The following is a 20,809-nucleotide window of genomic DNA, read 5'->3' on the forward strand; positions in this document are numbered from 1 at the left end:
ACCAAACGAAAAAAGGTAAGGATTGTTGATTTTGGAGATACACTGGCAGAGATTCTTCGTAATGCCCAAAAGGAACAGCTTAAAAACCGAATGCAGTACGGAGAACTTTACCACAAAAACTACTACAGAGAAGTAAAAGACAAAAACAGAGTTTACTATGAGTTCTATCATTTGGACGGAACAGAGAATGTTCCAGAAGATTATAAGGAAATATCCTTTGTCTGCTTAAGACCGAATGGAAGTTTGGAACTGCCAAGCACGTTAGGAATTGTTTGCAGGAAGATTGCTCAGAAACTGGATGGATTTGAAGGATTTCATTTTCACCAGTTGCGACACACCTACACAAGCAACCTTCTGGCAAATGGAGCAGCTCCGAAAGATGTACAGGAACTGTTAGGACACTCAGATGTCAGTACCACAATGAATGTCTACGCCCATTCCACAAGAAAAGCCAAGCGGGAATCCGCAAAGTTACTTGATAAAGTGGCAGGCAACGACTAAATAAAACTTTCCCTTATTTCCCTTACGATTATCTCATAAGGGCAAAAATAAGGGAAAATACATATCATTTCACTAATGAATGGGCTGGAATGTCTGTAAAATAGGGAAAGTTAGAAATATATTTCGGCAAACTGGAATTTAACGATTTCTTTTTCCGGTATTCTCTGTCCCACGGATTTCCTCATGATAGAAATAATCTACGATCACCGGATGCCCCTGCGGGACTCTGCCATAAGGCATTTCATTATCCACAAAGGCACAATCATACTTCTTAGCCATTTTCTCAGCTTTTACTTCAAGTGCTTCAAAGTAGCTGCGATTATGCTTGTTATAGATCTCGTCGTAAAGTGGTACAAGATCAGGATATTTTCCGGCGATATAATCCATAATTGTCTTTTTGAAACCGCCTCGAAGATTGAGATTTTCGAGCCAGAACAGATCGCACTGATTCTTTACCCGCTCAAAGATTGCTTCAAAATCCGTGATACCGGGGAATACCGGGGATACGAAACAGACTGTACGGATACCTGCCTCATATACCTGCTTCATAGCAGCGATACGGTGCTCAATGCTCGAAGCAGAATCCATATCGTTCTTGAAATTTTCATCTAGTGTGTTGATCGACCATGAAACGGTTACACGTCCAAGCTTCTTCAACAGATCAATATCCCGTACCACAAGATCCGACTTTGTGCAGATCAGAATATCTGCGTCACTGCCGATCAGCTGCTCCAGAAGTTTTCTGGTATTCCCGAATTGCTCCTCCTGTGGATTGTAGCCATCTGTCACAGAACCGATGACCACCCGCTGTCCGGCATATTTCTTCGGATTTTTAATTTCCGGCCAATGCTTCACATCAAGGAAAGTGCCCCATTCCTCCTTGTGCCCGGTAAAGCGCTTCATAAAAGAAGCATAGCAATACTTGCAGGCATGTGTACAGCCCACATAGGGATTGACCGAGTAACCGCCTACCGGCAGACTAGACTTAGTCATGATGTTCTTTGTTTCCACCTCACGAATGAGGATTCCATTCATTACTTCTTCCATGATTTCTGTACCTCTAACACTTTATTAAATTCTTCCGGCATTTCCTGAATCATATTTTCATCCCCTATGATAGGGACAAGGTCTTCCTTCATAAACACCGGAATGCCGAGCTTATGTGCTTGGTCCGTCAGAGACCATGCCCATTCCGGTTCCGTATGAATCTTCCTGCTCTGAGCTCCGGTCATGGTGCCGACAACGATCCAATTGATTCCGGAAAGGTCAACTGTGCCGGGATCGTCGAATAACGGCTCAAAGGTAACATGGTAATGTTTTGCTCTGACGTTTTTCCGAAGAGCATCGATACGCCACAGTTCTGCTTTCCTCGTCACCGTAACGCCAAACCATGCGTTTTCCAGATCGGTATCAAAATCCAGCAAATCAGGTCGCTTGGTAAGGAACAGGAACTGATGCTGCGGATTTTCACGGATCTTTACAAATACCTCGTCTCTCCATTCCGGCTTCCATCCGGAGAGATCGCTCATGCCGGTAAGAAGAAAGTTCTGCGGACGTTTCTTTTCCATCATCTTAAGCTTACCCGGAAAGAATTCAGGGTCAGCGAAGTCATCAATCATATGCCAGCGTTTCACGTTATTGTGGGCATAGCAATATGTACACCCCACTGTGCAGCCAATGACGATATTCATGTTCTGAATCTGATCTTTGATACAAATACTCATGACTTCTGCCACTCCTCAAGATTCTTTCTGATGCGGTCGAGGCATTCCTCAAACCGGGTAATTTCTTCCTCTGAAAAACCTTTGTAGTAAATACTGCCCATCTCATCAGATACAGAATCGTACTCGCCCTTTAAGGCATGTGCTTTCTCAGTCAGAAACAGGAGTGTTTTCCTTTTGTCCGTTTCAGACTGAACACGGCTTATCAGCCCTTGATTTTCCATTCTTTCCAGCATCGTAGTAAGAGATGTTATCGCTAATCCGCATTTAGTCGAGAGTGACCTGATTGAGATACCATCCTCCTGCCACAGCACATAAAGAATACGTCCCTGAGCTCCATTAAACGCATCAATATTCTTTTCACTGAGAATCTTCTCGAAAATCCGGTCTCCAAGCTGTTTTATTTTGGTGACAAGAAATCCTCCATTCATTTCCATACAAAAGCTCCTATATAGTAGTTTATTAAAAATATACTATATAGGAGCTTTATTGTCAACAGTTTATATGTCTTAATAAGTAAATTCCGTTTTTTCAATTCTCCAAACTGGAATTGAGATTTCACCTGTTTTAAGAGATTTAATAACTGTTATATTTTGTTATTAAATTCTCCGCAAACCCTTGAAAATACTGAATTTATCGCAGGTGAGCTTTCCCTTATTGTTTCCCTTGTATTATATCATCGCACCAGTGTTTACGAACTCTGATAAGGGCAAATACAAGGGCACAAGAGGTCCAGTGGACCTCTGCTCTGTGCCGACCGAAGCGGCAGCGGAGACCAAGAAATCTGATAACACATTATAACACAAAATGAAAGTGACATGGTGAACTGATTGAAATGCTTCTGATTTTTGTAACAAATGATTGATTGAATGATAAGGAGATAAAATACGACGAGAATAATATTTGCAGAATACAATCCACAGCTTAATAGTATTGATGTTTATATATCTGCTGGCTATATGCTCCGCATTGATTGTTGGGAATCAGAAAAGCATTTAAAGACTACACCAGAATCAGACTGTACATGGGGCGAAGAACACAGGGAATAAAACTTATCGTAATTTACATAAAATACAAGCAGGAGCAAATATCGAAAGTTGTCCTGCTTATATTTTTGTTAAAAATAGGGGCGTTTTTATAGCCCCAATTTTGTCATATACATTCATTATTTCTGCATAAATTCAAACACTGCTTCTTTTGTCGGAATCGCAGGGATGCCACCTCTCTTTTGCACACACAATCCAGCAACTGCATTTCCCAAAACAGCACACTTTTTGATTTCTTCCCATTTCATTTTTTCAACATTCTTATTCATGGAAAGGATACTGCATAATACGCCTCCCCAGAATGAATCACCTGCCCCAGTCGTGTCGACCGCATGTATCTGAAATGCTTTGATGATTTCTTTTCTGCTTTTTGTTGCCATAAGAACACCCTGTTCTCCCAATGTAATGGCTACCAGCTTTGGTCCCATAGCAAGGAGTTGGTCTGCGGCCTGCTCATAACTTTCGGCCTCTGTCAACAAAATACTCTCTTCATCCGATACCTTCATGACATCTACCAATTCTATGACAGATCTCATTTTTTTCACTGCATCCTCTTTGCTCTTCCAAAGAGACGGTCGATAATTCGGATCATAGGAAATAAGTGCACCCGCTGCTTTTGCCATTTTTACCGCTTCAATCGTTGTACTTTCTGCCGGTTCATCTGTCAGCGATAATGATCCAAAATGAAAAATTCTACAACCTGAAATTAATGTCTGATCCAGTTCTTCTTTTTTTAACTGTGTATCTGCACCTGGTTTTCTTGCAAAAGAAAAATTCCGTTCTCCACTTTCACCGATTTCCACAAATGCCAACGTTGTAAAATAACCCGGGTCTTCAACAATAGCATCTGTATTGATTCCTTCCTTTTGCAATGTCTTCTTTAAAAATTTACCATGCATATCGTTTCCAACTTTTCCAATAAAAGATGTGCGATACCCAAAGTGGCTTGCAACGGTTAGAAGATTTGCCGGAGCACCGCCGGGATTCTGTTCGAACAATTTTCTCCCATCCTGACTGTGTCCTGCTTCCGTAAAATCAATCAGCAATTCTCCCAATGCCACGATATCAACTTTTTCTTCCATTTTTCAGTTCCTCCACAATCTCGTTATAACGTTTTTTATTTAACCGGTAGAAAAATAATACAACCGCAGTCACAATCCACAGTGCACCCGGAATCGTCGTAAATGCATGTTTCATAATTGAAAGTACAGCCGCATTCTGTGTCTGATTTGCAATATAGCCACATTTTCCAAGTAATCCTGCTAAAAGTGCTGTTCCAACTGCCATTCCGATTTTATTTCCAAGTGAAATAAATGCATACTGAAAACCATCATTTCTAAGTCCGGTTTTCCACTCCCCATATTCCACACAGTCTGGAATAATTGCATAGATTGCAGTATTAAATCCAGAGAAGAAAAACTGTGTCAGACCAGATAAAGCATAAAAAATAGCCGGTGATTCTTTGGCATTAAAGAAAAACATAGACAACATGGAAATTCCTGTAAATAAAGCAAAGAGAGATGCTGTTCTTCCTTTGTTATTCAACTTGCGGAATAATGGTTGAAAACAGGCTGCCCCGATGATAGAAGGAATAATGATGCACATCGAATAAGTTGTGTAGTAGGAGGCATTCCCTTCCACATATGTAAAGTAATACAGAATATCTGCGTTTCTACCGTACAGTGTAAATCCAAATAATATCTGTCCTGCCAATGCAAGAAGATATGGTCTGTTCTGCATAACCGCTTTCAACTGAACCTTTACAGAAATTTTTTCTTTTTCCGGAGTAATCACTGCCTCTTTCGTCTTCGCAAAGCAGAAGAAATGACAGGCTGTAAAAATACATCCATATATGACCGCAACCGTCAGATATCCTGTCTTTGCACTATGACTGCCGAATTTGCTGAGCAGTGGAACTGTGATAATATTTAACACACCAATTGCAATCATCGCTGCAACCGAACGGGATGTATTTATTTTTGCACGTTCATCAATATCCTGTGTCATAGCACCACACAAGGTTCCATATGGAATATTCACACAGGTATACCCCAAAACCAGCAGACAATATGTAATTACCATATAAATAATCTTTCCATTCTGCGGCCAGTCGGGTCTTGCCCAGAATGTCATAACAAGAAGAATCGCTGTGATTGGTGCCGCTACTAACAACCATGGACGGTACCGTCCCCATCTCGATTTTGTTTTATCTGTAAGTCCCCCGACGATTGGATCATTGATTGCATCCCAGAATCTTGAAAAAAGCATAAGTGCTGACACAGCCGCCATACTGATTCCGAACACGTCTGTATAAAATATCATCAGAAAATTACTGACAAACATCCAGCTGAAATTACATCCAACATCACCAAACCCATATGCAATCTTACTGATCAGCGGTACTTTTCCATTTTTGTTTTCGCTTCCCATATGTCCCTCCTGTTTTTATCAGAGTTTCTGACAGAACTCTATTCTTTCCTCATTTGGTCCCTTAATCATAAAAAACTTCACACCATTTTCCCAAAATGGCAGTTCTTCGATTCCGTCTGTGATAACTGTGTATTTTTCATTGCAGATTTTCTGATATATACTCTCAATGTCTTCCACATCAAGAGCAACATGCTGGTATGCACCGTCTGACATTGCCGCCTGCCCATTTTCAAAAGTCTCTATACAGTAATTTTTTATCTGTAAAAATGCCACTTTTTCCCCTGCTTTTTCATTATAAGTCTGCATAATTACTTCAAATCCAAGACCCCTATAAAACTCAACTGTTTTCTGTAAATCGTTTGTCGGAAGCCCGACATGGGCAACTCCGACAATTCCATATTTATTTTCCATACGAACTCCTTACTTTTCACTGACGTTGATAATTACTTTCATCGTTGTCTCGCGGTTATCATCAATATACTGGTATGCCTTCAGATAATCTTTAAAAGCAAATGTCTTTGAGATAAGCGGTTTCAAATGAACTTTGCCCTCATTTACCAGTCTGATTCCATCTATATAATCATCATGGCGGTACATCATCGTGCTCTTAATGTCAAGTTCGTGGTCATTTGCCACTGCAAGATCTACTTCTGCCATTCCTGCAAAAACAGCCACCAGTACAATCGTGCTTCCTTTTCTTGCATATTTAATTGCCTGTCCCATTGTGATATTGTTTCCGGCACAGTCGTAGATTACATCCGCCTTATCCGGTCCAAATGCTTCGATCATTGCCTCACCAAAGTCTTTATCTTTGGTATTCACACACACATCAATTCCACATTCTTTTGCCTTTGCCAGTCTAAGATCACTGATATCTGTGATCATCACTTTCGCTGCCCCCATTCCTTTTGCTGCCTGTGCTACAAGATTTCCGATCGGTCCCGCTCCAAGGACTGCAATATTCATGCCAGCCACATCACCCATCTGTTTTACACCATGAACTGCCACAGCAAGAGGTTCGATCATAGCTCCTTCTTCATAGGACATATCTTCTGGAATAGGTGTTACTTTAGATGCATCCACTGCAAAATACTCAGATGCTGTTCCTGTCGTTTGAAATCCCATTACTTTTAATTCCTCACAGAGATTATACTTTCCATGACGGCATGGATAGCAGTGTCCACAATATACCTGTGGCTCTATCGTCACCTTCTGTCCCACATGAAACTCTGTGACATTTTTTCCAAGTTCTGTGATCTCACCGGAAACCTCATGTCCCTGTGTTACCGGATATTTTGTAAACGGATGTTTTCCATGATAAACATGAATATCTGATCCACAGACACCAATATTCATAATCTTTACCAAAACCTGATTTTCCTTTACCTCCGGAACCGGAACCTCTCTGAAAATAATTTCTCCTGGATTTGTCATTACCTGCTGTAACATAATTGCTTCCTCCTTTTTTATATTGTTTTATTTTATGTTTTATTAAATGTTTTATTAAAGTAATTACATTATCATCCTTTAAACATATTTTGTCAATATATTTCTCTCAATTTTACGCATTGCACAATTTGCAGATATGCTTTTTGTATATATTTTCTAATCAACGCACAAAAAAACGGAAAGAAAACCTCACTTATCGTTTCCTTTCCGTTTTTTTGCTCACACTTCACTCTGTTTTCACACTATAATAATTTATATTTCCATCATATGTTCCGCAAAAAAATATTTCGCAGCTCCAACAGCCGACGCTTCTTTCCTGTACGAACAGTTCTTCAGGTATGAAACATCATGTTCAAAACCATTATATGCCATCACTTTTTCTCCCAAAGGTATCATATAATCTGAGAGTACACCTCCGACATCGCCCCCCAGTATGATATCCATATCATATGCCATCCGTAGATTTGATATCAAAACAGCAAGATGATCCAGATACTCATTCCATATCTGTAAAACCTTTTTATCTCCACTTTCAAGATTTTCCATAAATGCATCCAGCGACTGCCTGTTATCTTCCGTCAGTACACTTGCAGCACAATATGCATCCGCGCATCCTGATTTACCACAATAACATTTTTTTCCACCGGGAACAAGTATCATATGACCAAACTCTCCTGCTTTCTGGTTTTGTCCGCGATACAACTTTCCATCTATGCAGAAAGCACCGCCTAATGTATGATTCAAAGACAGATATATCGCATTGGGATACTTCTGCTTTTTTTCTGCAAGCATGGCTGCATTGGCATCATTTTCAAAATACACCGGCATTCCCACAGCCTGCTCTAAAAAGCGGAGACTATAGTTCTCTATCCCTAACGCGTGGGATTTTAAAACAATCCGTTCTTTCTGATCGATAATTCCCGGGATCGCAATACCAATTCCAAGCAGTGTCTCCTTCGCAGGCTCGTCTGCCAGAAAAGTTTCAACCTTTTGTGCCACCTCTGTACAGTAGGATAATTCTGCCGTAAATTTTAAACGGATGCGGTCTTTTTTTACGATCTCATCTCCAAGATTTACCAGTACCATTTCGATATGATTCGCAGTGATCAAAAGCCCCATTGCATGACAATATGACTTATTAATTCCTATACTTTTTGCCTTTCGTCCGCCTGTCGACGCATACTCGCCCACTTCTTCTAACAGTCTTTTCTCCAACAGGTCATTTACGTTTGCTAACACAGTCGGCATACTCAGATTTAATTCTTTCGCGAGCTCCGCTTTGGACATAACCGGATGATTCAGCACATAATTGATGATTTTTTTTCTTGCTATATTTCTTTTATCTTTATTTTCCGTTTTTTTGTCCTCTTTTATTAAATATTTTATAAAAGAATTATATGCTTTTTTATTCTGTTTGTAAAGGGACGATCCGTTAACGCTAAATATCTTATGGACAACCACTATGTCAAACTGTACAAATCTTTTTTACCTCTCCACAATTTCCTGCCAGTTGTCCGAATGCCTGTCGACCGATGAGCTTACGCTTCTTGCCGCAGACCTAGTGGTATTAAGTGATATGCTTGCAAATCTTGCTGCCCGAAAATCAGTCCTTTGATATGCGATTCTTGCTGTTCCATTTTTTACATATATTATACCGCATTTTATAAAACCATTCTTTTCAATCAGCCTTTGCATAGTTTTATTATCCGCATGAGTATCTACCCTGATATTTAAAGAAATCTTTTTACAATAGTTTAAAGCACACGGAAACAAGCCATGCACCTGACCATCACCGGCAAGCCTGTGAATCGTCAGATATGGTTCTTCATTCAGCCAGTTACCGCCCTCAATATGCTTATAAGTAGGTTCTGTACCATCAAACAATGCAAATACCCCGTGGATTCCATCCTTGTCATATATTACCTTACATGCATTTTTATCAATATCAGATTTTATCAGGTCTGCATCCGGGTAAAAATGTCCCCACTGAGTCGGATTTCCGGACTTTATCATATAATCCTGTGCATATCTGTAAATTTTCATAATTTGCTCTAAATCTGCCATTTCAGCATTTTTCACATTCAGCATGCCTTTTATTTACCTCCACATTTTTCTTATGTTACCCAATTCTTCTGTCGTCAATCAGCTGCTCTTCCTCTGTATCATACTTCACTTTCCAGAAAAAGAAAAGGTACTGCAAAAAATACAGTACCAAGTTTTTTTGCCACTTCTTCCCCGATAAATCGACCGCCGCTTCCAAACTCTCTACTGATTGTAATGATTCTTTTTGCCATAGCTGACTCCTCCTTAACTTAAACTTTCCACTTTATTCTTCCGGATTCTCTTTAAAAATACATATCCCACAAGGCATGCAACAATCTCTGTTATCGGGAATGCCCACCAGATTAAGGAAACGCCCATCTGTCCGTTTCTGACCAAACTGGAGAAAACACCTGCCAGTGGCAATATGATGACAAGCTGTCTGAGCAGTGAAATCACAAGCGATTCCATGCCACCATCCAGAGCCTGATAAATTCCCTGATATGCCACATTGATTCCGGCGAAAATAAAGCTGATAGAAATAATTCTCATTGCTCCGATAAAATATTCCCTTGACTGTCCTGCATTAAATAAAGTTGCAAAAGCCCCCGGGAAAATTTCTGTAATTGCCACACCAATAATCATAAGCACAATCGTATAGATTAAGCCATATCTGATTCCATCCTGAATCCTCTTCTTGCTATGCATTCCATAGGCAAATGCAATAATCGGCGTGATTGCATCTCTAAGTCCAAAGGCAAGGAAGAGTACAAACTGCTGTACTTTATAGAACAATCCATATGCGGTCTGAGCCGAAGGACTGAATTTTAAAATCAGATTCATCACATAAACCATAATAGACATAAGCGCCTGTCCAATAATTGCCGGAAGTCCGATTGCATAGATTTCCCTGATAATTCTGCCCTCTGGTTTCATAAACTTTACACCATGCTCAAATTCCTTATTTAATTTTACATGGGAAATAAATAACAATGCTGCTGATACCACCTGTCCGATTACGGTTGCATAGGCTGCGCCCTCTACTCCCATTTCAGGAACCGGTCCAATGCCATAAATCATAATTGGGTCAAGAATAATATTTACCACTGCTCCCACAACCTGACCAATTGTTGAATAAATGGAACGCCCAGTTGCCTGTAACAGTTTCTCAAATAGCGAGAAGGAAATAATTCCAAAAGAAATCACACAGCATATTCTTAAATAGCTTGTCCCCATTGCAATGACTTCCGCATCAACGGTCTGGGATGAGATGTATGCTTTTACTCCAAACATTCCAAACAGCAGACATACTGCATAAATAATCACTCCAAGAAATAAACTGTTTCCTGCAACTTTTGCAGCTTTTTTACTTTTTCCCTCTCCCAGTGTTCTCGCGAGAAGTGCATTGGTTCCCACACCGGTTCCGATTCCCACTGCTACCATAAGCATCTGAACCGGAAATACCAGTGTAAGTGCATTAAGTGCAGCCTCACTTCCTGATTTCATGTTTCCTACAAAGGCACTGTCTACAATGTTATAAACCGCCTGCAATGCCATAGATAAAATCATCGGTATTCCCATCTGCACCATAAGCTTATTTACCGGCATTTCCTTCATCTTGTTACTTTCTGCCATCTTAACTTAATCCTCCTTTTTCCACCTGCAGAAGCTGCCACTGGCAGCTTCTTACGGATATTTGGCAATATAAAAAGTGCGCACCTATCTTATAAGTTGGACTTACGCTGATAAGCTACACACTTTTTTATTGCATTATAAAATTACAAAAACGAGTAACAAAACTGGATTTACGCAATTTTGCTACTCGTTCAGAAGTCATTATATTTTTCTTTTCGGAAAAAGTCAAATTATTTTTCTCTCGTTTTATACTCATCCCATGTTCCACCATATATGCAATTTTCAACGTAAGCCATGCCTAAATTGTAACCTCCACTTACCTTTCTCATTATTTCCTTATCCAAAATCTCAAAGTACTTACTATTATTTATTTCGGAGCTATCACCAAAGAACACATATCATCTTCTTCATTAGAATACACAACCGTTGCCATTTCTCTGCCTCCTAACTTTATATCCATATTTCTATATCGGAATATATTATCTCCTTCCATACTAAAACTCCAAACTATCCTCATTGAGCAGAAAATATTTCATGCCCATGATCACAAAGCCTTCCTCATTTCTCCAAGGCTTTTTTGTTCCATTTACTATAACAATCTTCTTAAATGAATCCGGAATATTTCGGAGTGAATTAAGTTCCTGTGTTTGCTTTTCCTCAGAAGTCATATCATAAGCCACCTGAATGTAATATCTCTGACTGCCCTGGTTTACTACAAAATCAACCTCTAGCTGCTTATGAACTCTCTTTCCGTCACTATTCTTTGCAAATACATCCACAATACCAACATCTACATTGTAGCCACGCACAAGCAACTCATTATAAACAATGTTCTCCATAATATGAGTCGGCTCCTGCTGTCTGAAGTTTAGTCTGGCATTTCTAAGTCCTATATCCGAAAAATAGTATTTCAGATTGGCTCCTACATATTTTCTCCCCTTAATATCATACCGGTCCGCTTTAGAAATCAAAAATGCCTCTGCCAAATAATCAATATGATTGGATATAGTTTTATTGCTGTAATTGATACCTCTCTCACTTTTGAAAGTATTTGATATTTTTGTTGGATTGGTAGGTGCTCCTATGGCAGAAGCAAGAATATCTACCAAAGTTCCAATCTCATCAACATTTTGAATTTTGTTTCGCTCTACCACATCCTTGATATAAACATTAGTAAAAATATTTTTAAGATACTCAGCCTTCTGGCGTTCTACAGAAAATTGTGCCACTTGTGGTAAACCACCGTATATCATATATTCTTCCCAAGCATCATCATAATCTCCATCATAAGCCGCATAGAACTCTGCAAAAGACAACGGATAAATTCTTATTTCATCTCCTCTGCCTCTAAATTCAGTTACAATGTCACTAGATAAAAATTTAGAATTACTGCCGGTTACATACACATCAATGTTACTGATACGAAGCAAACTGTTCAGCACTTCCTCAAATCGTGGCATAAACTGTACTTCGTCCAAGAGCAGATAATACTTCCGGTCATCTTCCACCCGCTCTTTAATATGCTGATAACACTTCTTTGGATCTCTCAGTTCCTCATTTTCAATGCCATCTAAAGCAATCTCAATGATGTGGTCATTATCTATGCCACTCTCCAGTAAATACTTCTTAAACAACACAAATAACAGGAATGATTTGCCGCATCTCCTGATTCCTGTGATAATCTTAACCATTCCGTTATCTTTTCTTATCTTTAACTGTTCAAGGTATGAATCTCTCTTAATCTCCATAGTGTCACTCCTTATTTTTGTGTATTGCACGAATTTTGGTAATGTTATTTTACTACTAAATTATTTTCACTTCAAGAGCCATTACTATTTTTTGTGCATTTGCACTTTTTTATGTAATGATTATAGATAATATGCAAAAAGGATACCTACACCATGTCCTGTAACACGATATAAGTATCCCTTCGCTTGATAACTACAACACATATAAATAGACTCTCAGAGATTAATCAATTTTTTCCAAAAATCTATAATTTGACGGGTATTCCAAACACCACAAATCTTCTCCTTATGGAATATCCAAAGTATGGTTTTCGCTTTTGGTATAATATTGTGTTGCTTCCCGATTCCCCATTCTAACAGTAAAGAAGCCATTTTCTATGCCTGCATGTTTCATAAATTCATCAATATCATCATTAGAATAAGTCAATCCTACATATACAGGATCATCGTTCATCATATACCGCCAAAAATGAGCATATCTCTGAGCAACTGCATCATGCTCTGCTCCCCGCATATGTTCCGAGTAGGGAACCCCAACACCCTTGTCATTTGTAAATAATGCATGCTCTTTTCCGTCTGAAGAAACATATTTGAAGTAATGATTCTGTCCGAAATCAATTATATTGTTACAAGCTTTTATTTCTAATAACTTATTTGTATCTATTTTAGGAATCTGGTCTGCTGTAAATCGAACACCTGCAACTTCATATGTTTCTCCATGTTTTCGTACCTTAGAGCTGTCATTATTGATAACCAGCAACAACAAATCAGAAATATAACTATTTTTTTCTGATGCAAACGATGAATATATCTCTGAATAAGCTACATAATTATTACCTCTCACATATAAATCAATCATCCCATTTTGCATAGTTTGTTACCGTCTTATTGGTAACCTTAAGTTCTTTGCTGACTTCGATAGGCGTGAACTCTCTTTTGTAGTTCTTCATGAGCAGCAAGAGCAATTCTTTTTCTCTACTTTTTAGATACGAAAGGCTTCCTTCCAATTTTTCGCCGTTTGAGCCCTCCGACAATTCACAAACCTTATTTGAATACAACAGTACCATGCGAAGGAAATATTACACTATTTTTTCACTATTTTACATTATTCTTTTCACTATCTTCTTCCTGCTCCTGCCCTTCCAGAAACGCCTTTATCTTCTCACCATCCTCTGGTCGGATTTCTCCGTGGGAATTTCCATCAAAGGTAATATATTCGTAGGTTTTTCCTGCCTGCTCTAATGCTTCTGTTAATTTATCTGCCTGTGCAACGGATACTTTTTCATCTCCAGTGGCATGAATGATGAGCAGCGGTATATTAATTTCATCCGCCCAATAGGTTGCAGAACGTTTCTCATATTCCTCCGGCATCTCTTCCGGGGAACCGCCTACCAAAGAATCGAATATGGTCTGCATATCACTTCTTTCCTCATATGACATAAAGCAATCGGAAAGGCCAGATACGACAACTGCCTTATGCACCCGTTCATCCTTACTTAACACTTCATAAGTCATCATTCCGCCTCTGGAAATACCCATCATATTTATGGCATCCTCATCAATATAGGAAAATTGCTCACACAAATCCAAAATCCGGACCACATCATCCACATCTGCTCCGCCAAACTGGTCTTCTCCTTCACTGCTTCCACAGCCTCTGTAGTTTGATGCAATGCAAATGGTATGAAGCTGATAGGCATAAAAGCAGATTTCTATATTTTCCAATGCTCCGTAATCCTGATTTCCACCATGATTATAAATAAGACAGGAAGTCTTTTTTCCATCCAGTAAATCTTTTGGTGCACTGAAATATCCTTCAATTTTCAATCCATCGCTATCATAATAAAACCGATAAGATACATATTCTGATAAATCGATTCCTGCCTGGCTCTCATAATCTTCCATATCTATTTTTTCATATTCTGTAATTCCAGCCTGACGAAAGTTCTCTTCTACCAGCTCGTCTGCGTCCAAAGACTCTTTATCCGCAGGTGCAGTTTCTGTTTCCGATTCTGATTCTGATTCTGAGTCTGATTCCATCTGCGTCTCTGTTTCCGTTTTATTTTCTGTCTCAGTCTTCGTTTTATTTTTTTTTTCTGATTTCCTGCCACTACAACTACAATCACTGCCAGAATAATAATTCCAAGCAGTACCCCCATTCCAATAACCTTTTCCTTTTTCATAATTTTTGCTAAACCTCCCGCCTTGCCGCTTCGATTTTCATCTTCCCTAACTCCTTTATCTGCTATTCTATAATCTCATACTGCATCAGTTCGTATTTTAACTTGCTTCCCTCCATAATTTCTGCCGGAAGAAGTGCTCTTGCCACAAGTTTCAAATCATCTGAAGCAATGTCTGTCCTCTTTAAATTTGCATAGTCTCCATCGATGGATACGACTTCGTAATACCATGTTTCCATGTTCTATAGCTCCCTTCTTGTTAAAATATTTGTAAAGGAGCGGGAAATGTGATGCCGGTTTTCTTCCGGCGGAATGTGATGTAATATCCACAGTATTTACCGGAATGTGGATGCATGATAAAGACTGTTAGGGGCACTTGGAATTTTGTCTGACATCAGGCAACGCTGGCACAGGGATGTGCCAGCGAGGTGCATCTGAGCATGGATGCGAATTTGCACCGGTTGCCAGAAAAAAAATAAAATTTAAATCAAAATTCTTAGTACCCCTTACAGTTTTTATGCAACATTCACATCCGGCAAATGCTGTGGATATTCAAACACTACCGTCGAAAGATTACCACCAGTCTCTTTCCCACTCGCCTTTCAAATCATTTTATCAAGAATTATAGCAGATTTTCGTAAAGAATGCCACTTCTACTGATACACCCATAAATCCCGGATCTGGCTCATAAGGTCTTCTATCTTCCATGCCTTATTACTGTTCTTTTTACTATTGGAATCATTCACTGTTATTTTTCCATCGGAATCTACTCCTGTTAATACAATAAAATGTCCGGATGTGGTAAAATCTCCCGGTCCCATGATACAGATAATCGGATGCCCCTGGGATAATTCCTGCCGGATACTGTCTTCGCTGAGACTCAGCTCCTGTGCAGATAAGCCAAGCTTTGTGGCAAGTTCCGTCATCATACTCCAGGCGGAACCGCTTCCATTCACATAGAAGCCATCCTCCTGTGCCATCTGGGCAACGGCATAAGGATTCATGGAAGTATCTCCGGTCAGTCCCACATAGACCATGGACAATGCCGTCGGACCACATCCTGTAATTGCAAGGAAATTATCTCCATAGGTTCTATAGCCCCAACGCTCGTCCCACTGAAGGAAAAGCGGTATTTTACCATCTGTTACATCCGATGAAATATCAATCGGCTGCTCGTTGTTTCCATTCTTCTTATAATCAAGCACAAACTGTCTTGCTTCTTCATTTTTCTCGTAAAGTTGTACAAGGCTTTCCGGATACCCCTCTGCCGTAAGTGTTGCCTCTGATTTTACATTCCAGTGATTTAAGAAGCCTTGCACAAATGATGTTCTGCCCGCGGCAAAAACTACCAGCAGAATTATTGCTGCCACAAATATTCTTTTGATTCTTCGCATTCTTCTTGCTTTTTTCCGGCGCATGCTCCGCTTTTTTATGTTCGTTGCATGTTGTGTATTCCGCTGTCCGGCTGCTCCTGATTGTTGTAAATTTCGTTGTCCTTCCTGTTCTGACTGCATCATAAAAAACACCCCTTTTTCATTCTTTACTCTTAGTAAAGCACACGAAAAAGGAGTGTTCTTAAAGATATTCTATTTCATTTCTTAGATTATTCTTAACAGAAAAATAAATTTCTAAATGATATATTAATATTTACCAGTCGCTATCCCAGTCAGATGAATTAGAATCCCAGCTGTCATTGGAATCCCAGTCATATCCTCTGTCTGAACTGCTGTCCGAGCTGTCTGAGCCATAATGCTCTTCATAATATCTGCTGTCTTCAAAATTGGTAATGCTGTTATCCCAGTCATAGCCATTCTGATAAGTCATTTCATAATCAGAACGGTTATTTAAAATATCATCCGGTACCTCATCGCTGTCTATCTTATCATAGTCATAACCATCATACTCGAACCAGTTATTGTGGCTGTGAACGTAAACCGTATTTTGGTATTGGTAATAACTTGCCTTCTTGTAATTATGTATCGGAATCAGAACGATTAAAAAGCACATCAGGAAACAAACGGCACAGGTTAAGAATTTCTTTCCGGCAAATCCCTGATATATCTTTTCAAATACCGTACTTTTTTCCCTTAACCCACAAACAATAAGGTCTAATATCACTGCCACAGGTGCTGCGGCAATCAGTGCAATAAAAAGTGCTGTTCCAATTCCCCGGTATAATGTATCTAACACAAAGAGTACAAAGGAACCAAAGAAGAAAAGAAAGAATGCTCCAATCCCGGCAAAGGTTCTTCCTATTACCTTTCCTGTTGACATTGGCTTTCTGTTATTTCCATAACTGCTTCTTACATTTCCAGCCCGATTATGTTCCTTCTGGTTTAAGATTTCCTCTTTTAACTTAAGATACAGCTCATTTACCGCATAGGCTTCATCCGTTCCCTGATAGCGGATCGCCCGCTCGCCGTTTGCCTTGTTCTTATAGACAATGACATTCTGACCTTCCCGGTAAATACCAAAGGCTTTGGGCTGTGTGTAATTGATTCCGATAAAGAATCTCGTCACTTCATACGGTGGCAGATTCCGCGCCTGATACCACTGCTGCAATTCTTCAATAGTCTTTGGCGTATGGTCTGCAGTACGCTTTACTGCCTGATTGGTGGCTCCACAGTAAGGACATTTCTCATCTGTTTCCTTAATGATGGAGCCACAGTATTCGCATTTAATCTCCATAGCTATATAAACCCTTTCTCCATAAAACTCCTGTTACTTTTTATACTATTCTATTCTTCCACCCGATACAAGCCCATTTAGAACAAAGAATGTGCCTTGGCACACATTAAAGTCTCCGGTCAGTCTTTGACTTTTCCATTCATCCGCATAATTACAGCAAAAATTTTATCTCTGCTAAAAATTCCCGCAGCATATTATTTGGAAGATAAACCGGTGTAGACTTTGCTGCTATTCCACAGACATTGTCCAGTCCGTATTTTCGTGCAATCTGCTTTGCCCGGAACAGATGAAAATCATTGGTGATAATTCCAACGGATGCCCCATCTTTTATCAGTGCCTTGCTGTACTCCATATTCTGCTCTGTATTTAAGGACTTATCCTCTAAGAGAATCCGGGACGCATCAATCCCCTGTTCTTTTAAATACTGTGCCATTCCTTCGGCTTCGGAATATGGTTCATTTGCACCCTGTCCGCCGGATACGATACAGATTGTCTTTGGATTATCCTCTAAATATTCCACTGCCTCATCCAGCCGGTATTTTAACGCAGCACTTGGTCCGCTTTCCCTCACCTGTGCCCCCAGCACAATAATATAGTCAAGTCCCGCTTCGCCTTTTTCATGCATCTGACTTATGATGCAGCCTTCTACGATAAAAAATGCTGTAAATCCCGCTGCAACGACAACAATACAGATTCCCTTAACCAGCCGGGGAACTTTCTTCCAGAAAGATTTCCAGACAGAATACCCAAACAGGAAGAAAAGTACCGCAAGTCCGATCCACACCAGAAAAAATGATGTTCCGGAACCCGTTGCCAATACCATCCCGGAATAAACAACACAAAGTACCGCCAGTACCACAAATATCAGAAATGTTATTTTTTTCTTCATGCCCTCTCTCCTCGTTTTCTCACAACAACCGGTATCCAGGTAATGCAAAGGAATAAGAACAATGCTCCACCGGAAAGCAATGCTCCCAGTTTCAGATTCGGTGTTGTATATTTTAATATAATATCATGGCTGCCTTCTTTTAATGGAATGCTGATAAACGCATCGCAGAAATGCTCATAATCCACTTCTTCCCCATCCACAAAGACATGCCAGCCTTCATCATCCGGCACGGACAGCAAAAGAGTTCCGGCTTTTTTTACGTTGATGCTGCCTTCGATTCTGCTGTCACTGTAGGATTTTAACTCCATGGTCTGCTGGGATAATGTATGATATGCTGCCTGAAATGCTGCATCATTTAACCGGTAGCCCTGCACCAGTATCTGATCCGTATCGGCAGAAGTCAGCGCAATATCTTCCCCAGCCTCACAATAGCCCAAATCCAGTAAATAGACATGGTCACATTTAGAAAATGTCCGCGTGCGGTTTCCAGTGGTTGCGGTAATGGTTTTGGCATCCTTCATCGTATAATAACCATAATAATAGCCGGTTTCCGTTACCTGAATCACGGTTTTGCCATCATGTAATTCTGCATCCACCGGCTCTAAAAGATTCTCCGTTGCACCAAGGGCATAGGCGAGTTCATTCTGTGCCATTATCGGTGTTCCAAGGGTAAAATCCCACTTTTCCGTCAAATCACTATCTACCATAAAACCAAGTGGCAGTGTATAAGTATTTTCATATAAGTATATGCCATTCTGTTCTGATATCAGACTTCGATACGGACTTTCCTCTTCTGCACTGTCCGTCAGGATATATTTTACCGAAAGCAGCGAGGAAGTAAGCATCGTTGCACCATTATAGCAGTAATAATTCTTACCGCCTTCCATTCCCATCTCCCGGTAGAAATCTGCCACATCTTTATTTATAAGAGAAGAAAAAACAGATGCGGATGCATAGTTTGAAAGTGCCGACTCATTCTTCGTCATCCGGTTAAACTTATCCATACGGAAGAAACCGTCATCCTCTGCTCCTGCTGTCTCCGCCAGTGTTTTATAATCCTCTAAATGCTGGGTATACAGCGTCCGGCTGGTAGTAGAAATACTGGTCGTGTCAAGATTTACGCCTGCCTCGGCACATACCAGAATCACCGCAAATATCGATACGATAGTCCGCATCGTCTTATCCTTCCGCCGATAGAATAACAGCAGAAGTGCATAACCTAAAATCAAAAGTCCTGTTAAAAGCATCTGCTCCGGTGTCACCTGCTCTAAATCTGTAAACCGGAAACATAAAACCAATACCAGCTCCGCTAACAGGAATGCAAATAGGATTTTAAAAATGCTATTGCCTCTTTCTTCCCGCACTGCTTCATAACCTAAGGTCAACAGTAAAAATGCAAATAAAAAGGTCTGTCTTGCCGGAAGTCCATCCGGAAAATGAAAGCCATGCCAGATAAAATCCAGTTTATTATTTGCAAAGCTCACAAAGAAAAATGCCACCAGTAAGAGTCTTGGAATCTTTGCACCAATTCGGATCCTGCGATTCAAAAGATAAAGGAATAATAATAATAAAATTGCCGCTCCGCAGTAAAGATTTGGCATATGTCCTACCGTAGAAGACGGCTCGACACCAATGCAGAACCTTGCTGCTTCATCCAGCAGGCCAAAATACCACTCCATTTTTTCCGGAAAAGAGATTCCACCGGAACCACTTCCGCTTAATGCCACTATCTCCGGCAGAATCAGTACTGCTCCCATACCGCCTGCCAGGATGGAGCCGGCCGCAAATTTAAGAATTGCTTTTCCTATCCCGCTTTTCTGCTCTAATATCAGAATCACAAAATAAAGCACCAGATAGATGCAGACCATAATGGAAATATAGTAGTTTGAAAGAATCGAAACCGCCAGTGTTACCACATAAAGCGTCATCTTCTTTCCTTCTACCAGTCTTTCCAGACCCAGCAAAATAAGCGGCAATAACACCACCGTATCCAGCCACATAATATCCCAGTTATAAGCACACATAAACCCGGACAACGCATAGAATACCGCAAATAAAGCAATGCGATATCCATTATCTTTATAATGCCGGTTTAAGTAAAATGCAAAAGTAAGTCCGCTAAGTCCAGTCTTAATTAGAATCAATACCGTCATAAATTCGATTACCAGATTAGACGGACATAATAATAACAGCCAGTTAAAAGGACTGGATAGATAATATGCCATCAGGGATACAAAATCTGTACCAAGCCCCAGATTCCATGTATATAATAACCCGCTTCCGCTCTTTAACTTATTCATGAATTCCGTAAAAAACGGTGCATACTGGTGATACATATCAATATGCAGAAAACACTGATTGCCAAAAGGATAAATCTCATGGCCGATGCAGACTCCCAGTGCAAGAAAAAACGGAATGCAAAAAGCCAGTATTAACGGCATCTTCTTATTGTTTTTGATTCGAAGTAATCTTTCCTTCATTT

The 20,809-nt window shown here is 39.9% G+C and carries 21 protein-coding genes and 2 pseudogenes; 3 read left to right on the plus strand and 20 right to left on the minus strand.

Annotation, left to right across the window (positions count from 1 at the left end):
• On the plus strand, positions 1-501 hold a 501-nt coding region (locus DXB43_RS09160), incomplete at its 5' end, for a tyrosine-type recombinase/integrase (RefSeq protein ID WP_147343682.1).
• A 138-nt stretch (positions 502-639) separates the two neighbouring features.
• Here DXB43_RS09160 and DXB43_RS09165 read toward each other — a convergent pair.
• The 3 genes from DXB43_RS09165 to DXB43_RS09175 are packed head-to-tail and all read right to left on the minus strand — an operon-like array spanning position 640 to position 2,659.
• Entirely contained in the window at positions 640-1,548 is a 909-nt protein-coding gene (locus tag DXB43_RS09165) for a radical SAM mobile pair protein B (RefSeq protein ID WP_015567824.1), read from the minus strand.
• Positions 1,536-2,225: a radical SAM mobile pair protein A gene (locus DXB43_RS09170; protein ID WP_117947405.1), complete on the minus strand. Its 690-nt coding sequence runs from the start codon at positions 2,223-2,225 to the stop codon at positions 1,536-1,538. The genes DXB43_RS09165 and DXB43_RS09170 overlap by 13 nt, the downstream gene beginning before the upstream one ends.
• Positions 2,222-2,659, minus strand: coding sequence for a radical SAM mobile pair system MarR family transcriptional regulator (locus DXB43_RS09175; protein ID WP_004853467.1), 438 nt, complete (start codon positions 2,657-2,659; stop codon positions 2,222-2,224). The genes DXB43_RS09170 and DXB43_RS09175 overlap by 4 nt, the downstream gene beginning before the upstream one ends.
• Before the next feature lie 459 nt (positions 2,660-3,118).
• On the opposite strand from DXB43_RS09175, the pseudogene DXB43_RS09185 reads away from it, so the two are divergent.
• Positions 3,119-3,244: pseudogene (locus DXB43_RS09185) on the plus strand (DUF6061 family protein); the annotation flags it as partial.
• A gap of 143 nt (positions 3,245-3,387) precedes the next feature.
• Here DXB43_RS09185 and DXB43_RS09190 read toward each other — a convergent pair.
• The 5 genes from DXB43_RS09190 to DXB43_RS09210 all read right to left on the minus strand — a co-directional run bounded on the left by DXB43_RS09190 (position 3,388) and on the right by DXB43_RS09210 (position 8,608).
• Complete coding sequence (locus tag DXB43_RS09190) at positions 3,388-4,350, minus strand: carbohydrate kinase family protein (RefSeq protein ID WP_117841971.1); 963 nt, start codon at positions 4,348-4,350, stop codon at positions 3,388-3,390.
• Positions 4,334-5,698, minus strand: a complete 1,365-nt coding sequence (locus DXB43_RS09195) for an MFS transporter (protein WP_117841972.1) — start codon at positions 5,696-5,698, stop codon at positions 4,334-4,336. Before DXB43_RS09195 ends, DXB43_RS09190 begins: the two co-directional genes overlap by 17 nt.
• An 18-nt stretch (positions 5,699-5,716) precedes the next feature.
• The gene (locus tag DXB43_RS09200) at positions 5,717-6,109 is read right to left on the minus strand and encodes a VOC family protein (RefSeq protein ID WP_117841973.1); all 393 of its coding nucleotides are present in this window, start codon (positions 6,107-6,109) and stop codon (positions 5,717-5,719) included.
• Between the two features lie 9 nt (positions 6,110-6,118).
• The gene (locus DXB43_RS09205; RefSeq protein WP_117841974.1) at positions 6,119-7,147 is read right to left on the minus strand and encodes a zinc-dependent alcohol dehydrogenase; all 1,029 of its coding nucleotides are present in this window, start codon (positions 7,145-7,147) and stop codon (positions 6,119-6,121) included.
• Positions 7,148-7,399: 252 nt separating this feature from the next.
• Entirely contained in the window at positions 7,400-8,608 is a 1,209-nt protein-coding gene (locus DXB43_RS09210; RefSeq protein WP_330415590.1) for an ROK family transcriptional regulator, read from the minus strand.
• Between the two features lies 1 nt (position 8,609).
• On the opposite strand from DXB43_RS09210, the gene DXB43_RS15910 reads away from it, so the two are divergent.
• Positions 8,610-8,762: a DUF6774 domain-containing protein gene (locus tag DXB43_RS15910; protein WP_416390273.1), complete on the plus strand. Its 153-nt coding sequence runs from the start codon at positions 8,610-8,612 to the stop codon at positions 8,760-8,762.
• Between the two features lie 583 nt (positions 8,763-9,345).
• On the opposite strand, the pseudogene DXB43_RS09220 reads toward DXB43_RS15910, so the two are convergent.
• From DXB43_RS09220 to DXB43_RS09265, 12 genes and pseudogenes are all read right to left on the minus strand, one after another.
• A pseudogene (locus tag DXB43_RS09220) lies at positions 9,346-9,441 on the minus strand (cytidylate kinase family protein); the annotation flags it as partial.
• 13 nt (positions 9,442-9,454) lie between these two features.
• Positions 9,455-10,822: an MATE family efflux transporter gene (locus DXB43_RS09225; protein ID WP_117947406.1), complete on the minus strand. Its 1,368-nt coding sequence runs from the start codon at positions 10,820-10,822 to the stop codon at positions 9,455-9,457.
• A 230-nt stretch (positions 10,823-11,052) separates the two neighbouring features.
• A complete protein-coding gene (locus DXB43_RS15125) occupies positions 11,053-11,217 on the minus strand; it encodes a hypothetical protein (RefSeq protein WP_156454682.1) in 165 nt (54 codons plus the stop codon).
• A gap of 99 nt (positions 11,218-11,316) precedes the next feature.
• Complete coding sequence (locus tag DXB43_RS09230) at positions 11,317-12,570, minus strand: ATP-binding protein (protein ID WP_117947407.1); 1,254 nt, start codon at positions 12,568-12,570, stop codon at positions 11,317-11,319.
• Positions 12,571-12,856: 286 nt separating this feature from the next.
• Entirely contained in the window at positions 12,857-13,441 is a 585-nt protein-coding gene (locus DXB43_RS09235; protein ID WP_147422402.1) for a hypothetical protein, read from the minus strand.
• A gap of 224 nt (positions 13,442-13,665) precedes the next feature.
• Positions 13,666-14,544 (minus strand): alpha/beta hydrolase family protein, encoded by an 879-nt coding sequence (locus tag DXB43_RS09240; protein ID WP_158567212.1) that lies wholly within the window; start codon positions 14,542-14,544, stop codon positions 13,666-13,668.
• Positions 14,523-14,753 (minus strand): hypothetical protein, encoded by a 231-nt coding sequence (locus tag DXB43_RS15130; RefSeq protein ID WP_158567213.1) that lies wholly within the window; start codon positions 14,751-14,753, stop codon positions 14,523-14,525. The genes DXB43_RS09240 and DXB43_RS15130 overlap by 22 nt, the downstream gene beginning before the upstream one ends.
• 62 nt (positions 14,754-14,815) lie before the next feature.
• The gene (locus DXB43_RS09245) at positions 14,816-14,989 is read right to left on the minus strand and encodes a hypothetical protein (RefSeq protein WP_022244059.1); all 174 of its coding nucleotides are present in this window, start codon (positions 14,987-14,989) and stop codon (positions 14,816-14,818) included.
• Positions 14,990-15,403: 414 nt separating this feature from the next.
• The gene (locus DXB43_RS09250; protein WP_243006668.1) at positions 15,404-16,267 is read right to left on the minus strand and encodes a C39 family peptidase; all 864 of its coding nucleotides are present in this window, start codon (positions 16,265-16,267) and stop codon (positions 15,404-15,406) included.
• 130 nt (positions 16,268-16,397) lie between these two features.
• Complete coding sequence (locus DXB43_RS09255; protein ID WP_117947410.1) at positions 16,398-17,438, minus strand: zinc ribbon domain-containing protein; 1,041 nt, start codon at positions 17,436-17,438, stop codon at positions 16,398-16,400.
• A 151-nt stretch (positions 17,439-17,589) separates the two neighbouring features.
• Positions 17,590-18,327 carry a YdcF family protein gene (locus DXB43_RS09260; protein WP_117947411.1) on the minus strand — a complete coding sequence of 246 codons (738 nt, stop codon included), beginning with the start codon at positions 18,325-18,327 and terminating at the stop codon, positions 17,590-17,592.
• On the minus strand, positions 18,324-20,807 hold the full coding sequence (locus tag DXB43_RS09265) for a YfhO family protein (RefSeq protein ID WP_117947412.1): 2,484 nt from the start codon (positions 20,805-20,807) through the stop codon (positions 18,324-18,326). Before DXB43_RS09265 ends, DXB43_RS09260 begins: the two co-directional genes overlap by 4 nt.
• Between the last annotated feature and the right edge of the window lie 2 nt (positions 20,808-20,809).

Source organism: Roseburia sp. OM04-10BH, assembly GCF_003462605.1.
Classification (GTDB): Bacteria; Bacillota; Clostridia; order Lachnospirales; family Lachnospiraceae; genus Roseburia_C; species Roseburia_C amylophila.

Bases quoted from the DNA above. Each gene is read 5' to 3' on its own strand.
- DXB43_RS09235 (WP_147422402.1), bottom strand. From the start codon at position 13,441: ATGCAAAATGGGATGATTGATTTATATGTGAGAGGTAATAATTATGTA.
- DXB43_RS09245 (WP_022244059.1), bottom strand. From the start codon at position 14,989: ATGGAAACATGGTATTACGAAGTCGTATCCATCGATGGAGACTATGCA.
- DXB43_RS09230 (WP_117947407.1), bottom strand. From the start codon at position 12,570: ATGGAGATTAAGAGAGATTCATACCTTGAACAGTTAAAGATAAGAAAA.
- DXB43_RS09195 (WP_117841972.1), bottom strand. From the start codon at position 5,698: ATGGGAAGCGAAAACAAAAATGGAAAAGTACCGCTGATCAGTAAGATT.
- DXB43_RS09200 (WP_117841973.1), bottom strand. From the start codon at position 6,109: ATGGAAAATAAATATGGAATTGTCGGAGTTGCCCATGTCGGGCTTCCG.
- DXB43_RS09225 (WP_117947406.1), bottom strand. From the start codon at position 10,822: ATGGCAGAAAGTAACAAGATGAAGGAAATGCCGGTAAATAAGCTTATG.
- DXB43_RS09170 (WP_117947405.1), bottom strand. From the start codon at position 2,225: ATGAGTATTTGTATCAAAGATCAGATTCAGAACATGAATATCGTCATT.
- DXB43_RS09260 (WP_117947411.1), bottom strand. From the start codon at position 18,327: ATGAAGAAAAAAATAACATTTCTGATATTTGTGGTACTGGCGGTACTT.
- DXB43_RS09255 (WP_117947410.1), bottom strand. From the start codon at position 17,438: ATGGAGATTAAATGCGAATACTGTGGCTCCATCATTAAGGAAACAGAT.
- DXB43_RS09190 (WP_117841971.1), bottom strand. From the start codon at position 4,350: ATGGAAGAAAAAGTTGATATCGTGGCATTGGGAGAATTGCTGATTGAT.
- DXB43_RS09265 (WP_117947412.1), bottom strand. From the start codon at position 20,807: ATGAAGGAAAGATTACTTCGAATCAAAAACAATAAGAAGATGCCGTTA.
- DXB43_RS15910 (WP_416390273.1), top strand. From the start codon at position 8,610: ATGTCAAACTGTACAAATCTTTTTTACCTCTCCACAATTTCCTGCCAG.
- DXB43_RS09175 (WP_004853467.1), bottom strand. From the start codon at position 2,659: ATGGAAATGAATGGAGGATTTCTTGTCACCAAAATAAAACAGCTTGGA.
- DXB43_RS15130 (WP_158567213.1), bottom strand. From the start codon at position 14,753: ATGAAAAAGGAAAAGGTTATTGGAATGGGGGTACTGCTTGGAATTATT.
- DXB43_RS09165 (WP_015567824.1), bottom strand. From the start codon at position 1,548: ATGGAAGAAGTAATGAATGGAATCCTCATTCGTGAGGTGGAAACAAAG.
- DXB43_RS09205 (WP_117841974.1), bottom strand. From the start codon at position 7,147: ATGTTACAGCAGGTAATGACAAATCCAGGAGAAATTATTTTCAGAGAG.
- DXB43_RS09250 (WP_243006668.1), bottom strand. From the start codon at position 16,267: ATGATGCAGTCAGAACAGGAAGGACAACGAAATTTACAACAATCAGGA.